15 protein-coding genes are annotated in these 15,552 nt (G+C 59.7%); 2 read left to right on the top strand and 13 right to left on the bottom strand.

Features of this window, described 5'->3' with window-relative positions:
* Window positions 1-167: 167 nt before the first annotated feature.
* Window positions 168-341, top strand: coding sequence for a hypothetical protein (locus tag IB254_RS12980; RefSeq protein WP_192417547.1), 174 nt, complete (start codon window positions 168-170; stop codon window positions 339-341).
* A 457-nt stretch (window positions 342-798) separates the two neighbouring features.
* Here the strand turns inward: IB254_RS12980 and IB254_RS12975 are convergent, their stop codons facing one another.
* The 13 genes from IB254_RS12975 to IB254_RS12915 form a co-directional block, all read right to left on the bottom strand.
* Window positions 799-2,226 carry an FAD/NAD(P)-binding protein gene (locus tag IB254_RS12975; protein ID WP_192417546.1) on the bottom strand — a complete coding sequence of 476 codons (1,428 nt, stop codon included), beginning with the start codon at window positions 2,224-2,226 and terminating at the stop codon, window positions 799-801.
* A gap of 14 nt (window positions 2,227-2,240) precedes the next feature.
* On the bottom strand, window positions 2,241-3,008 hold the full coding sequence (locus IB254_RS12970; protein ID WP_008029215.1) for an ABC transporter ATP-binding protein: 768 nt from the start codon (window positions 3,006-3,008) through the stop codon (window positions 2,241-2,243).
* A 3-nt stretch (window positions 3,009-3,011) separates the two neighbouring features.
* Window positions 3,012-4,352 carry an ABC transporter substrate-binding protein gene (locus tag IB254_RS12965; protein ID WP_008029213.1) on the bottom strand — a complete coding sequence of 447 codons (1,341 nt, stop codon included), beginning with the start codon at window positions 4,350-4,352 and terminating at the stop codon, window positions 3,012-3,014.
* 30 nt (window positions 4,353-4,382) lie between these two features.
* A complete protein-coding gene (locus IB254_RS12960; protein ID WP_192417545.1) occupies window positions 4,383-5,432 on the bottom strand; it encodes a branched-chain amino acid ABC transporter permease in 1,050 nt (349 codons plus the stop codon).
* A gap of 4 nt (window positions 5,433-5,436) precedes the next feature.
* A complete protein-coding gene (locus IB254_RS12955; protein WP_008043195.1) occupies window positions 5,437-6,318 on the bottom strand; it encodes a branched-chain amino acid ABC transporter permease in 882 nt (293 codons plus the stop codon).
* On the bottom strand, window positions 6,318-7,094 hold the full coding sequence (locus tag IB254_RS12950; protein WP_192417544.1) for an ABC transporter ATP-binding protein: 777 nt from the start codon (window positions 7,092-7,094) through the stop codon (window positions 6,318-6,320). Before IB254_RS12950 ends, IB254_RS12955 begins: the two co-directional genes overlap by 1 nt.
* On the bottom strand, window positions 7,091-7,996 hold the full coding sequence (locus IB254_RS12945) for an AMP-binding protein (RefSeq protein WP_192417543.1): 906 nt from the start codon (window positions 7,994-7,996) through the stop codon (window positions 7,091-7,093). Before IB254_RS12945 ends, IB254_RS12950 begins: the two co-directional genes overlap by 4 nt.
* 500 nt (window positions 7,997-8,496) lie before the next feature.
* Window positions 8,497-9,900 (bottom strand): LLM class flavin-dependent oxidoreductase, encoded by a 1,404-nt coding sequence (locus IB254_RS12940; protein WP_192417542.1) that lies wholly within the window; start codon window positions 9,898-9,900, stop codon window positions 8,497-8,499.
* Between the two features lie 288 nt (window positions 9,901-10,188).
* Complete coding sequence (locus IB254_RS12935) at window positions 10,189-10,497, bottom strand: hypothetical protein (protein ID WP_192417541.1); 309 nt, start codon at window positions 10,495-10,497, stop codon at window positions 10,189-10,191.
* Window positions 10,498-10,776: 279 nt separating this feature from the next.
* Window positions 10,777-11,205, bottom strand: coding sequence for an acyl-CoA dehydrogenase (locus IB254_RS12930; protein ID WP_192417540.1), 429 nt, complete (start codon window positions 11,203-11,205; stop codon window positions 10,777-10,779).
* 10 nt (window positions 11,206-11,215) lie between these two features.
* Window positions 11,216-12,418, bottom strand: a complete 1,203-nt coding sequence (locus IB254_RS12925; protein WP_192417539.1) for an SfnB family sulfur acquisition oxidoreductase — start codon at window positions 12,416-12,418, stop codon at window positions 11,216-11,218.
* Between the two features lie 216 nt (window positions 12,419-12,634).
* Entirely contained in the window at window positions 12,635-12,955 is a 321-nt protein-coding gene (locus tag IB254_RS12920) for a hypothetical protein (RefSeq protein ID WP_192417538.1), read from the bottom strand.
* A 161-nt stretch (window positions 12,956-13,116) separates the two neighbouring features.
* Entirely contained in the window at window positions 13,117-13,680 is a 564-nt protein-coding gene (locus tag IB254_RS12915) for a helix-turn-helix domain-containing protein (protein ID WP_192417537.1), read from the bottom strand.
* On the opposite strand from IB254_RS12915, the gene IB254_RS12910 reads away from it, so the two are divergent.
* Window positions 13,675-14,694, top strand: a complete 1,020-nt coding sequence (locus tag IB254_RS12910) for a DMT family transporter (protein ID WP_192417536.1) — start codon at window positions 13,675-13,677, stop codon at window positions 14,692-14,694. The two genes, IB254_RS12915 and IB254_RS12910, sit on opposite strands and share 6 nt — an antisense overlap.
* The last annotated feature ends 858 nt before the right edge of the window (window positions 14,695-15,552 follow it).

The raw sequence follows: 15,552 nt of genomic DNA, 5'->3' as shown, positions 1-15,552 counted from the left end.
AACCCGGCATCCATGCCGGGTTGCCCACTGCGCAGAACCTCCACTCGGCCTCTCGAGGGGGCGCTCAGATCAAAAGCGGAAGGCGAGCTAACGCTCGACCTGATGAGTGGTGAAAATCAAAAGCGTACGCAGATCCCTGTAGGAGCCGGCTTGCCGGCGAAAAGCGTATGGGCGACGCGTTCATCCAGATTGCCCGCATTATCGTTGGCGTCCATCGCCAGCAAGCTGGCTCCTACAGGGGAATGCGTACGATCAATGAGACAGGTCGGTTGGCAAGCCGCCTCGCTTTGGCTTTGGCTTTGGCTTTGGCTTTCGCATTTGATCTTGTGGTGGCCCACTAATTTCGGACACTTACGCATTCCCCCGTAGGAGCCGGCTTGCTGGCGATAGCGGTGTGTCAGTCAACGTATGTATTGGCTGGACGGACACCATCGCCAGCAAGCCGGCTCCTACAGGGGATCGCGTTTGTTTCGCTTCTCACCACTCATCAGGCCGAGCGTTAGCTCGCCTTCAGCTTTTGATCTGGCTTTTGCGGTACACGCCCCCTCGAGAGGCCGAGTGGAGGTTCTGCGTAGTGGGCAACCCGGCATGGATGCCGGGTTAGCCGCCCCCGGCCATGGATGGCCGATGGCGGCGGGCCCACGGAGCAGGACCGGAGCGAGGGCATGCCGAGCCTAGGCGAGGCACCGAACGAAAGGGGCAAGAGCCCTTTGGTTACTTTGGGGCTTTTCCAAAGTGACTCGCCGTAAGGGCGAAACCAATATCAGCCATCACAAAAAAAACGGATATACCCCCAACCTACCCCCCAACCAAGCGCAAAGCCAAAGCCTTGGCCTGACTAGCCACGTCAGTCACCGCCGTGCTCTCCCACCACATCCCCCGCAACGGCGGCCCCATGGCAAACAGTCGACTCGCAACCTGCCCATCACCACCCAGCACCGCGCCATCAACCGCCGCCGCAATCCCCAGCGCCAACGGCCCCGGCCGCACCAACCCACGGGCCAACAGCTGCCGCGGCAACGGTCGCGCCACCCGTCGCCAGTCATACTCGATGCCACTGGAATTGATCAACGCCGCGCCACTGACGACAACCGTTTGCGCTTCACCACGTCGACGAATACGGATACTGACACCACCCGAAGCAGGCTCCAGCCCTTTGAACGAAGCCGCCTGAATCCGCAACCGCCCTTCCCCGTGCAATCGCGCAACCAACTCGGCACTCAACGGCGGCGACCGGTGATGATGACTTTCCCACCACGGCCGCACATGCCGCACAAACTGCCGACGCTGCCCATCCGTCGCCTGATTCCACAACCGACCGATATGCGCCCGCACCGTATCCAGCGGCGCCTGCCAATCGATACCCTGTTCAATGGCATCCCGGCAATGCCGACGCAGTTCTCGCACCAACTGTCGCGGCGTACGAATGCTGTGATCCACGGCAAGAAAATCCACCCACGCCGGTGGTTGTCGACGCACGTGCGGCAGCAAGCCATGCCGGGAAAACACTTCGATCGGCCCGCGATGCCCGGCCTGTTCCAGCGACACCACGGCATCGACCATGGTCAGGCCTGAACCGATGATCAACACTGTCGATTGCGGATCCAGCTCACGCATCGCGGCAACATCCCAGGGATCAAGCGCCGCAGCGTTCAAGCCACTGGACTCGGTCTGCGGCGTGCGCGCAGCCGGAAACATCCCGGTCGCCAGCACCGCATAAGCACCCTGCAACCGCTGGCCGTCACTCAAGCTCAGCCGCACAGAATCATCCAGCGTCTGTAAGTCCACCACCTCGGCCCGCACATGTTCGACCGTCGAGCCATTCAACGCGCCCAGCGCTTGCGCTTCGGCCAACCGTTGCTGCACGTACAACCCGAAAATCCCCCGGGGCGGAAACAGTTCGCTGACCGGCACATGCTGCTCATCGGACTCCGGCCAGCCACCGCCGGCGATGTACTCGGTCAGCCATTGCGTCAGGTCGTCGGCGTTGTCCGGGTCGACGCTCATGCGCGCCGCGTTGCCGTTCAGCGTATGGCCCAACTCGACCGCGCTGTAGGCCTCGCCCCGTCCAAGTTCTGCCCGGGGCTCGATCACCAGCAACGAGCGTTTACCGGGCAGGCGCAACAACTGCGCCGCCAGCAACGCGCCGCTGAGGCCACCGCCGACGATCAGGATGTCCGCATGGCGGATGGCGTCGTTCGCCTGTCCGCGTTGGGTTTCAGTCATGGCGTTCTCACTGCTCAGTGTTTACCTAAATAAAAGTCATGCAGATCGCCCCGCGCCAACAGCGCCTCGCTGCTGCCGGACAACACCACCCGGCCGGTGTCGAGGACATAGGCCTGTGAAGCGTACTTGAGCGCCACATTAATGTTTTGCTCGGCAATCAGAAAGCTCACCTGCTCGTCGCGATTGAGCTGGGCGACGATCTCGAAAATCTCCTGGACGATAATAGGCGCCAAACCCATGGAAGGTTCATCAAGCAGTACCAAAGTAGGACGTGTCATCAACGCCCGGCCGATGGCGACCATCTGCTGCTCGCCACCGGACGTCAGCCCGGCCTGGGTCTTGCGCTTGGTTTTCAGGCGCGGGAACCAGGCGTAAATCCGCTCCAGGTCCCGGGCCAGGTCCTGGCGGTTCAAGCCGCGCACGAAGCCGCCACTGCGCAGGTTGTCTTCGACCGTCAACTGCGGGAACACGTGGCGACCCTCCAACACATGCACCATCCCTTGGCGCACCCGCAGACTGGGATCGACACCCGCCGTATCGCGACCGAGAAACTCGATCGTGCCGCGACTGACTTGCGCCCGCTCGGCTCGCACCAGCCCGGAAATCGCCTTCAGCGTGGTGCTTTTTCCCGCGCCATTAGCACCCAACAACGCGACGATGCCGCCCTTGGGCACCGTCAGCGAAACCCCGGCCACGGCCAGGATCGCCCCGTCGTAGATCACCTCGATGTCGTTGACCCGCAACAGGTCGTTGGCGGCAATGTCGCTGGCGGCTTGGCTCATGGTTTATTCATCCCCGGTGCAAGTGCGTGGCGTCAGGTTTTTTTCCTTGGCGAACGCGGCGGATTTTTCATCGATCAACGGCCGCAGCAAGGCGCGGTCGGCGGCGATCCAGTCGCTGATCAGCGTCCAGTTCGCACCGTCCCACTGCTGAACCCGCGCCGAACCGCCGCCCTCGTGGTCCTTGCAGGACAATTTGAGGTTTTGCATCAGGCCGAAATAACCCATGTCCTTGAGCCGCGCATCGTCGATGTTCAGGTGTTCCAGACCCCAGCGGCCTTCTTCGCCGTTCAGCGGACGCTTGCCGAATTTTCCTTGCGCAGTTCGGATCGCCTCCACCATGACAGCGGCATTCACCAGCCCGGAGTTGTAGTAGACGCTGCCGAAATTCTTCAGGTCCTTGAGGTCGCTCTTGCCCTTGTCGAGGATGAATTGCTTGAGGCGTTTGTGGATCTCGAAATCAGCGCCAGCGGGGTATGGCGTCAGCGCCAGATAACCCTTCGCGGCGGCGCCTGCAGGCAAGACGTCTTCGCTGGAACTGGCCCAGATGTCGCCGACGATGTGATCCACCGGGAAGCCAAATCGTGCGGCGGTTTTCACGGCGACCGGCGTCGACACGCCCCAGGTGCGCAGGAACACCCAGTCCGGGTTGACCTGGCGAATCTGCCGCCATTGCGCCGATTGTTCGTTACCCGGATCGGCCACCGGAATCTGGATGTTCTCGAAACCGTATTTCTCCGCCAACAGCTTCAATGGACCGAGGGTTTCCCGGCCATAAGCGGAGTCGTGATAGACCGTGGCAATCTTCTTGCCCTTGAGTTTGTCGAAACCGCCCTCGCGCTGAGCGATGTAATTGATCAGGCTCGATGCCTCGCTGTAGAAGGTCAGCATCACCGGGAAGTTGTACGGGAACACCGTGCCGTCGGTGGCTTCGGTGCGCCCGTAGCCGAGGGTAATCAGCGGGATCTTGTCGACTTCCGCGCGCTCGCTCAGCGCATAGGCCGCCGGCGCACCGTTGGGTGAATAGATCGCCACCGGCGCACCATCCAGGCCTTTCTTGAAGCGCTCATAGCACTCGATGCCCTTCTCCGCCGTCCACTCGGTTTCGCATTCCTGCCACACCAGTTTGACGCCGTTGATTCCGCCTTCCACATCGTTGATGTAGTTCAGGTAATCGAGCATCCCGGCCCACACCTGCACACCGCTGGAGGCGTAGGCGCCGACGCGATAGGTGGCCAACGGGAAGAATTGCTGGTCCGCCGAGGCCTGGACCACCGGCACTGCACTGCTGAAAACGGCCAGCGTCAAAGCGGCGCCAACCAACGAACGTTTCAAGGATGCACGCATGTTTTCTCTCTATCTAATAATGGAAAGGATTCAGAAGCGCAGCGGCCAGTGACTCAGCCGTTCACGAAGGTTGCCCAGCAGGCGGATCAGGCCTTCCGGTTCCTTGATCAGGAACAGGATGATCAGCACGCCGAAGATGATTTTTTGCAGGTTCTGCAACTGCCCGGCGTCCACCGAACCACCGAACAATGCTTGCCCGGCGTGACTGAGCAGGATCGGCAACAGGCTGATGAACGCCGCACCGACGAAGTTGCCGGCGATGCTGCCCATGCCGCCGATAATGATGATGAACAGGATCTGGAACGACCGGTTGATATCGAAACTGCTGGCGCTGGCGGTGCCCAGGTAGGCGAAGGCCCACAGCGCGCCGGCGATGCCGAGGTAGAACGAACTGACGGCGAACGCCAGGTGTTTGTAGCGCACCACCGGAATGCCGATTACCGCTGCGGCGGTGTCCATGTCGCGGATCGCCATCCAGTTGCGGCCGATCTGGCTTTTCACCAGGTTCACCGCCACCCAGGTCAGCAACAGCACAGTGGTCAGGGTCAGCAGATAGCGACCGAGCGGCGTGTTCAGGTCGTGACCGAACAGCGCCAGTTTCGGTGCGGAAATAGTCCCGGACGATCCGTAGTTGTAGAACCAGGGGAATTTGACGAACAGCCACTCCAGGAAAAACTGCGCCGCCAGCGTGGTGACCATCAGGTAAAAGCCTTTGATCCGCGAACTCGGCAGGCCGAAAACAAACCCCACCACCGCGCTGATCAACCCGCCGCCGAGCAACGCGACGGGCAAGCCCAGTTCAGGCAAGCGCAGCAAAAATCCATACGTGGCAAACGCCCCGACCGCCATGAACCCGGCCGCGCCGACCGAAGTCTGGCCGGTGTATCCGGTAAGCAGATTCAGGCCGAGCCCGGCCAGGGACAGCACCAGAAACGGGATCAGGATTGCGTTCAGCCAATAGTCGTTGCCGGTCAGCGGCACGACCACGAAGGCGATCAATAACAGGCCAAGCAGTCCAAACGGGAGACGACGCCGGATCAACACCGACGGCGCGGTTTCGCGGGCAAGGGAAATCGACATGGGTTCAGACTCGCTCGATGGCGCGCTCGCCAAACAGGCCGGCGGGACGGATGTACAGGAAGGCCAGGGCCAGGACATAGGCGAACCACGGGGTGATGCCGCCGCCGATCAGCGGACCGACGTAGACCTCGGCGAGGTTCTCCGCCGCGCCGACAATCAGCCCGCCGACAATCGCCCCGCCAATCGAAGTGAACCCGCCGATGATCAAGACCGGCAGAGCCTTGAGCACCACCAGCGACAAGGAAAACTGCACACCTTGGCGTGCGCCCCAGAGCAAACCCGCGACTAATCCGACAATGCCTGCGACGGCCCAGACGATCTGCCAGATCCGGTTGAGGTTGATGCCAATCGACAACGCGGCGGTGGTGTCATCCGCCACCGCCCGCAACGACACGCCGATGCGGGTCTTGTTGAACAACAACGCCAACACCGTCACCAGCACAATGGCCGCCGCCGCGGCGATCAGGTCGAACTGGCTGACCATCATCCCGCCGATGAACACCGGCACGTCGTCTATCCCTAAGTCCAGCGCCCGCACTTGCGAGCCCATCAAGCCTTGTGCCAGGCCTTCGATGATGAAGGACAGCCCAAGCGTGGCCATGAACAAGGTGATCTGCGAGCGATTGACCAATGGCCGCAGCACCAGCCGTTCGATCAGCAACGCGCCGATGATCATCACCACCACAGTCAGCAACAACGCCAGGGCAAACGGCACGCCCTGATCGTGCAGGCTGACGAAGGTCAGTGCGGCAAACAACAGCATCGCGCCCTGGGCAAAATTGAACACGCCGCTGGCCTTGTAGATCAGCACGAAGCCGATGGCGACCAGCGAATACATGGTGCCGGCGAGCAAGCCGCCGAGCAGGGTTTCGAAGAAGAACGTCATCAGTGCACCACTCCCAGATACGCCGCGATCACTTCAGGATCCGCCTGCACTTCGGCTGGCGTGCCATCGCCGACCTTGCGCCCGTAATCGAGGACCACCACGTGGTCGGACAGGCCCATAACCACGCTCATGTCGTGCTCGATCAACACCACTGTGGTGCCGAGGTCGCGGTTGATGTCGGCGATGAAACGGGCCATTTCCTGTTTCTCTTCGGCGTTCATTCCGGCCATCGGCTCATCCAGCAGCAACAGGCGCGGGCCGGCGATCAAGGCACGGCCGAGCTCTACGCGTTTTTGCAGGCCGTAGGACAGATTGCCCACCGGCACATCGCGATGCGCCTGCAGCTCCAGGAATTCGAGAATGCCCTGGGCTTGTTGGCGGAAGGCTTCGGCCTCGCGGCGTGCTCGCGGCAGGTTGAGTGCCTGTTCGATGAAGCTGCTGCGCAAGTGCCGCGACAGGCCGGTGAGGATGTTGTCGATCACGCTCATTTTCTTGAACAACGCGTTGTTCTGGAACGTGCGGCCAATGCCTCGGCGCGCAGCGGTCAACGGGTCGATGCGTTTGAACGGCTGTTGCTCGAAGACAATCGAACCGGCGTCGAAGCGGTACACGCCGTTCAGCACGTTGAGCAGCGAACTCTTGCCCGCGCCGTTGGGGCCGATCAGCGCGCAGATCTCGCCCCGACGCACGTCGAAGGACAGCTCGTTGATCGCTTTCACGCCTTTGAAGGACAGGGAAATGCCGCTGACTTGCAGGATGGAATCGGTCGAAGTCATGCGATGTCCCGTTTGAATTCAGTCAGCCAGGTTGGCGCGGCTTTCACCTCAGGCGTGCGCGTGGCCTGCCAGATGTAATGCAGGTTGTGAAAACCGAGCAGTCGCCGAACGCGGTTCTTGATCAGGCGTTGCAGGCCTTTTTCCGGGTGAGCGATGGCCCACTCGCAAAGACGTCGACGCCAGGTGCCTTGTGCGGCGAGGCGACTGTCGATTTCCTCGGCCAGCAGTTGCAGGCGCTCGGCCGACAGCAGCAGCCCCGAAGGCGCCACCTCACGACGGTCGCGACTGGCACTGCCGGGGCTTTCCGGGAAAGCCAGGGATTGGCCGCTGCTCAGCCATTGCTCAAGCAACACCGTCAGGCCGGCCTGCCATTGCGTACCCTCTTCGCTCCACAGTTGCGCGTTCTGGCGCCAACGGTTGAGGCGCTGCGGAGTGTCGACAGGGCCAAGCAGCTCGTTGAAGTTCAGCAGCGTTTGGCCCTGATTGAGCCACAGTTGCCGGGTCTGCCGGCCTTGAACGAAGGCGTGCGTGGGCCCGCTGCGCCAAAGGATTTTGTGCAGGGATTCGGGGTCGAGGTTGTCCGGCAGGGTCAGCAACTGCCCGCCGATGTGTTGTGCGGCCAGGGCCAGCAGTAACAGATTCGGTTCGAACGCACCGCTGAGGGCCAGGCGCGAATCTTCGGTAAAACCTTGCTGGCGCAAGCCGTCGGCCAAACGCTCGACATCGCGCAGGGCATCGATCCAGCGCCAGACAAACCACTGGCCATGGCGCTTGTGACGCAGCGCCGGTTGCAACGGACTGACCTGCGCCCAGTGACGCAATTGCTCCAGCGCCGTGGGCAGCTCGACCCGCCACTCGGCGGTGTCCGCGAGGGGCGGACGTTTGAGTTCATGCACGCTCATGGGTTGACCTCCTGTTCATGGGCAAAAGCGTGCGGTGGTCCGCTGGGCCAAAATCTCTAAATCACCACCATCCCCTGTAGGAGCCGGCTTGCCGGCGATAGCGGCGTGACAGCCGACATCAATGCTGGATGTACCGGCCCCTTCGCGAGCAGGCTCGCTCCTACAGGGTTCGTGTCGTTGGTGATATTTGTGCACGCCACAAAACCCTGTAGGAGCCGGCTTGCTGGCGATGGCGGTGTGACAGCCGACATCAATGCTGGATGTACCGGCCCCTTCGCGAGCAGGCTCGCTCCCACAGGGTTTCGTGTTGTCTGCAAATATCATCCACAACACGAATCCTGTAGGAGCCGGCTTGCCGGCGATGGCGGTGTGACAGCCGACATCAATGCTGGATGTACCGGCCCCTTCGCGAGCAGGCTCGCTCCCACAGGGTTTTGTGTTGTCTGCAAATATCATCCACAACACGAATCCTGTAGGAGCCGGCTTGCCGGCGATGGCGTCTACGCCGACACCACTTTCTTATCCTGCTGCCGCAACCCCGCCAAATCCCGATACCCCGCGCCCGGATGAATATCCGGCAACCGCGCGCCCTCCCCGAACAACTTCTCGCGCAAGGTCCCCGGTGCGTACTCGGTCTTGTAGACCCCACGCTTCTGCAACTCCGGCACCAGCAGTTCCACGGCGTCGATAAAGGTTTCGTGCGTCAGCGCATAGGCCAGGTTGAAGCCGTCCACATCGGTCTCTTCAACCCACTCCTGCAAAAGATCGGCAACCGTTTCGGGGCTGCCGACAAACAGCGGACCAAACCCGCCAATCCCGACCCAGTCCGCCAGTTCATTCGGCGTCCAGACCTTGTTCGGATCGGCCGTGGAGAACGCTTCCACCGCCGATTGGATGGCGTTGGTGTGCACATGCTTGAGCGGTTCATTCGGTTTGAACTGACTGAAATCGATCCCGGTCCAGCCCGAAATCAATGCCATCGCACCTTCGTAGCTGACCCAGGTTTTGTATTCCTCAAACTTGGCTTTGGCCTTGGCATCGGTCTCACCGAGGATCACCGTTTGCAAGTTGAAGATCAGGATCTTCGACGGATCGCGCCCGGCCTCGGCGGCGCGACGACGGATGTCGGCCACGGTCTTTTTCAGCAGCACTTTCGACGGCGCCGCCACAAACACGCATTCGGCATGTTCAGCGGCGAACTGCTTGCCACGGCTCGATGCACCGGCCTGGTACAGCACGGGCGTGCGTTGCGGTGAAGGTTCGCAGAGGTGAATGCCCGGCACCTGGAAGTGTTTGCCGACGTGCTGGATCTCGTGGATTTTGCTCGGATCACTGAAAATCCGACGCTCGCGATCCCGCAGGATCGCGCCCTCTTCCCAACTGCCTTCCCAGAGTTTGTAGCAAACCTCCAGGTACTCTTCGGCGAAGTCGTAGCGGGCGTCGTGTTCAGTCTGGTTTTTCTGCCCGAGGTTCTTCGCGCCGCTTTCCAGATACGAGGTGACGATGTTCCAGCCTGCGCGGCCCTTGGTCAGGTGATCAAGGGTCGATAGACGGCGGGCGAACGGATACGGATGCTCAAACGACAGCGACGCGGTCAGGCCGAAACCCAGATGCTCGGTGACTAGCGCCATCGGCGGGATCAGTTGCAACGGATCGTTGACCGGCACCTGCGCCGCCTGACGGATCGCGGCCTCACCGTTGCCGTTGTAGACGTCGTAGATGCCGAGCACGTCGGCGATGAACAATCCGTCGAACTTGCCGCGCTCGAGAATTTTCGCCAGGTCGGTCCAGTATTCGAGGTCTTTGTACTGCCATGAGCGGTCCCGTGGGTGCGCCCACAAACCGGGGGACTGGTGACCGACGCAGTTCATGTCGAAAGCGTTGAGGCGGATTTCACGAGGCATCAGGCAATACTCCTGAAAACCGCGTTAATAAGAAGAGGATATAGCCGGGGGCTGGCAAAGGTGATCGACATGACACTAAGGCTCCAGATGGATATAGGAGTCTTAATGCACAAGTCAGGCCAAAAACTACGAGGCGCTTAGTTTCTATACTTGAGGGAGATCCACACGAGATATCGAACCATTCAATAATACAAATTGTTCGACTACTGTTTGTAGAGCAACACTTCTATTTAAAAGTGCTCAGAACCTCAACGGGAAAGAGCACTCATCGTGAAGGCTTTTATAGTGTTAAGAAGAAGCACGTGGCACGATCGCACCTTCAGTCTCGTTTTTTTCGTCCCCTCTGGCCAGAGTAGCAAAGAAAATCACGGTGGCAGGGAGGTCCTTGGAGTTCCAAGGAAGTTTAACGCTTAATCCGTCACCATCATTTTCAACTATGCGATGGCCGACATTAACGTTCCCCGAGATTGTATCGAAATAAATTGCAATTTCATCCCCTGACTTAGTCATTCTGTTAAAACAGGGAGACGTGACAACCTTATAAAATTTCTCCTTCCTCAAGACCGTTACTTTAGGTGCTGCTAGATACTGTGCCATTTTGTCAATCCTCTTAAGATAATCAACAATGGTTTCGCAGCTCTTGGCTGAAATCTCCCACTGTTCAGCACACCCATTGCACTGAGTCATCATTTAAGGCTGGTGACAACTGTCTGTCTACTGTCACAAATAACAGGTCTGAGGGGAAATTGGACAAACGGTGAGTTGTGGTCAGATCACTACGCGGCGCGAAATATCCAACACGGAGACGCCTGTCATTGCGACAGGCGTGAGGTCGATAAGCAGCAAATTGCTGAACTCATCACGAGCATCCGTGACTTACGCAATCTTCGCCGGATGAATGCCATTCAGTCGAAAATTGCCAATAAGGTGAAGCTTCCAGCGCAACGGATCCTGCAGAGATCCAGGCAACACAGTGCGTTGCCCACTCAGTTCGAATTCAGCATCGCTGACCGCGCTCAGCGCCTCGGCACTGGCAAGGTGAGACTCGGCAATGGCGACGCTGACCTCAGTGGCGTCTTCATGGCTATTCAAGAATTCTTCCGCACGCTCGAGCAGCGCGGCGGCAACTTCGATGCGGATGTGCACATCGCCGAAGCGACTGATGACAAACGGATCGTCCGTGGTTTTGCTCTGCTGACGAACGAAGCGCAAGGTCGTATCGAGCAAACTGCGCGCGTTGTGCAAGTCGTGCTGACTTTTGGCCAGGGGTTGCCCGGCAGCAATCGGTTGGGTCAAGGCATTCATGGTGGACTCCTCAGTTCCAGGCGTGGCGCGCAGGCTTGACGCCGTTGAGCAGGTAGTTGCCGATCAGGTGGTATTTCCAGCGTGCCGGATCGTGCAGCGTATGCGTGCGGGCGTTGCGCCAGTGGCGGTCGAGGTTGTACTTGCCGAGCACCGAGCGGGTGCCGGCCAGTTCGAAAAGTTTGCTGCTGGCGAGCAGCGCGATTTCCGCCGAGAGAACTTTGGCCTGGGCAACCACCACCGACGCGTGGGCCACCGTGTCTTCGTTGGGGTTGAGCAACGCCGCATCGATGGCTTGCCCGGCTTTCTTGAGGATCGCTTCGGTGCCGTGGACCCGCCATTCGAGGTCGCCGATGGCGGCGATGCTGAACGGGTCCTGCCAGCCGTGGTCGTGTCCGCTGTCGATCCATGGTCGGGATTCACGGGCGTAGCGCTTGGTTTCTTCCAGCGCGCCGACGGCGATGCCAGTGTCCACTGCGGCTTGAATGATCTGTGAAATCGGGCCGTCGGCAGTGGGTTCGTCGAACGCTTTGTGAGCCGGGATCACCGCGTTCAACGGCACCTTAACCGCATTCAACGTGACGCCGCCGCTGGCGGTGGTGCGCTGGCCAAAACCGTCCCAACTGTCGATCACGGTCAGGCCGGGATTGTCGCGCTCGATGAACGCGATGAACGCCTGGTTCTGCTCGTTGACCGCCACCGCCGGGACGATGTGCGCGAACAGCGCGCCGGTGCAGTAAAACTTCTCGCCGTCGATCTGCGCGGTGTCTTTATCGAAACGAATGCGGGTTTCAAAGGCCCCGGCGTTTTTGCTTTTGGACTCGGAGAACGCGTTGCCGAAGCGGTAACCCTGCAGGACTTTGCCGAAGTAGTAGCGCTTCTGCTCTTCGGTGGCGGTTTGCAGCAGGATGTCGAGCACGCCGAGGTGGTTTTGCGGGATCTGGCCAAGGGAAGAGTCGGCGGCGGAAATGATCTTGATCACCTCGGCGACGGTCACGTAGGAAACGCCGGCGCCACCGTAAGCCTTGGGAACGGTGATGCCCCAGAGGCCGCTGGCGGAAAACTCGTCGAGCTCGGCGACCGGCAAGCGGCGCTCGCGATCACGCACGCTGGCCTCGATGGCGAAGCGTGCAGCGAGTTTGTGAGCGACGGCGATTGCCTCGGCATCCGAATGGATGACGTGGACGGTGCGAGGGGGTTGGGCTGAGATTGTCATTACGCGACTCCAGCGTCAGGTGAATACCCAAACACCTCTACAGAAGTCGTGCCAATATTTTTAATCTTTATTAATCAGTACGTTACCGGCAAAACCTCAATGACTTAACTAAATGAAGCGAGACAATCTGTGGATTTACTGTTGCTCGACAAACACTTCTGACAGCAAAACGCTCGACCCTTTGGTAGAGGTCGAGCGCTTTGTTATTCCGCTCAATCAAGAACGCAAGATATCGTAATTTATTGAATCAGAGAGGTCTCCGGCCTCGGCATACCAGATGATGTATTTGAACTGTTTGTTCGGCCCTACATGATCAAGCAAAGTACTTTTTGGTACTTTTACTTGATAATAGCCATCGGTCGGCACGCCGAGCTTCAGCAGATACTCCTGACGCTCAATAAACACGCTGACATCTTCACGGGGAAAATTATTGTCAGGCACAGGAATGAGGGCCGTAGCGCCATCCGCCGGAACATCTGCAAGTTTAATCACCCCACCTACAGCCTCTTTCATTTGGAGCTTTGGTAATAGAGCCATTTATCCAATTCCGTTCAGTGGACGATCGGGCAAACCCCACCCGGCAGTCAGGCCAAGTCACGAGGACAACGCACTGAACGATATTTAAAGAACAATCACCCCGACCGCCTACTGTCATAAATAACAGGTAGCGCATCATTTCAGATGAGCGGTATCCGAAATCAGATCACCACATTTCGCACAAATCGCGTCGCCACTTCCCCATCGTTGCGATAGGAATGAGGCTGGTTGCTGGCGAACATGAAAAACTCCCCCGCGCCGATGTTATGCGGCGTGTCGCGCACCATCAGCGTCAGGCAACCTTCGAACACGTAGATCTGTTCGCTCCAACCCTCTGCATCCGGTTGCGACGGATAAATCTCCCCCGGTTGCAGGCACCACTCCCACTGTTCCACCTCGCGGGTGGCGGTGGCTTTGGACAACAACACGGCTTTGCTGCCCGGAATCACCCCGGCCCAGGCCACTTCATTGATGCGGCTCGGGTCGCGGGCGTCCGGCGCCTGGATCAGGTCGCTGAAGGCCACGTCCAGCGCTTCGGCCACGCGGTCGAGGGTGGTCAGGCTGACGTTCTTCTCGCCGGCCTCGATGGCCACCAGCATCCGGCGGCTGACCCCGGACTTTTCGGCGAGCGTGGTCTGGCTCATGTCAGCGGCGTGGCGCAGGCGCCGAACGTTCAGGCTGACGTGCTGAAGGACCGAAGCCCGCTGCGTTGAATCTTTGTGCACTATATTGCTCACTTATCGGGGTTGGGCAGTATACTGCGCAACATTCGGCGCATTGTGCGTCGCCCTCAGGTAGCGCGCAAGGTCATGACGTCGTTGAATTCCTCCCCGGCTTCTTCCCGCAAATTCAGCAAGGCCGAGTGCGTGCTGGTGCTGATCACCATGGTCTGGGGCGGGACCTTCTTGCTGGTGCAGCACGCGATGACCGTCAGCGGCCCGATGTTCTTCGTCGGCCTGCGCTTTGCCGCCGCCGCGTGCATCGTCGCCCTGTTCTCCTGGCGTCATCTGCGGGAAATGACCCTGTTCGAACTCAAGGCCGGCGCCTTTATCGGCGTGGCGATCATGCTCGGCTACGGCTTGCAGACCGTCGGGTTGCAGAGCATTCCAAGCAGTCAGTCGGCCTTTATTACCGCGCTGTACGTACCCTTCGTGCCGCTGCTGCAATGGCTGGTGCTGGGGCGGCGTCCGGGGTTGATGCCGAGCATCGGGATCATGCTGGCGTTTACCGGGTTGATGTTGCTGTCGGGGCCGGCGGGCGCTTCGTTCAACTTCAGTCCGGGTGAAATCGCCACGCTGATCAGCGCCATCGCGATTGCCGCGGAAATCATTCTGATCAGCACCTACGCCGGCCAGGTCGATGTGCGCCGCGTGACAGTGGTGCAATTGGCGACCACCTCGGTGTTGTCGTTCTTGCTGGTGGTGCCGACTCAGGAAGTCATTCCTGACTTTTCATGGTTATTGCTGTGCAGCGTCCTCGGCCTCGGCGCAGCGAGCGCGGCGATTCAGGTGGCGATGAACTGGGCGCAGAAGAGCGTTTCTCCGACCCGGGCGACGTTGATCTATGCCGGTGAACCGGTGTGGGCCGGAATCGTCGGGCGAATCGCCGGGGAGCGGTTGCCGGCGATTGCGTTGGTGGGCGCGGGGTTGATTGTGGCGGCGGTGATTGTGAGTGAGTTGAAGACCAAGGGTAAGGCAGTTGCGGTCGAGGAAGAGTTGGAGCGCGAAACTCAGAGGTAAGTCTCAAGATTTGAAGCGCCTGATAAATCGTCTTCGCCCCTTGCGACCACGTCGACCTTCACCTCTTTGCCGTACAGCCCCGCATCCCGCTGCTCGACGCTCCGGAACATGCCAAACATATGATCGGCACCGCGCTCACGGGTACAGGCCTCTATTGACGGCATGCACGCCGCTCAAGCGGAAGGTGACGCATGAACCCGATGACCAACAATGATTGCGATATTCCGGTGTTGCTGGTCGCCATGTACACATCCCTCCTGTAGGAGCCGGCTTGCTGCGGGCGGCGTTCCGATGATAGTGGTGGGTCAATCAAGGCATCTATTGCCTGAAAGGACGCCATCGCCAGCAAGCCGGCTCCTACAGTTGATCGTATTTATCCAAACGCATATGCATTTCCCTTGTAGTAGCTGGCTTGCCGGCGATGGACGTTAACGATAACGCGGGCTGCCTGAATGAACGCGTTATCCGGTCGTTTTTCGCGGGCAAGCCTCGCGCCTACAGGGAATCGCGTTTGCTTTTGCTTTTCACCACTCATCAGGCCGAGCGTTAGCTCGCCTTCCGCTTTTGATCTGAGCGCCCCCTCGAGAGGCCAAGCGCAGGTTCTGCGCAGTGTGCAACCCGGCAAGGATGCCGGGTTAGCCGCCCCCGGCCATGGATGGCCGATGGCGGCGGGCCCACGGAGCAGGACCGGAGCGAGGGCATGCCGAGCCTAGGCGAGGCACCGAACGAAAGGGGCAAGAGCCCTTGGTTACTTGGGGCTTTTCCAAGTGACTCGCTGTAAAAGCGAAACCATAAGTGGCCGATACCGCAGCAATGGATATGTACACCATCAAAAAAACACGCCAGCCATAAGTACGC

Source organism: Pseudomonas sp. PDM03 (assembly GCF_014852385.1).
GTDB classification, from domain to species: Bacteria; Pseudomonadota; Gammaproteobacteria; order Pseudomonadales; family Pseudomonadaceae; genus Aquipseudomonas; species Aquipseudomonas migulae.
Note: the sequence above shows the minus strand (reverse complement) of the source record. Positions and strands in the feature narration are given on the sequence as shown.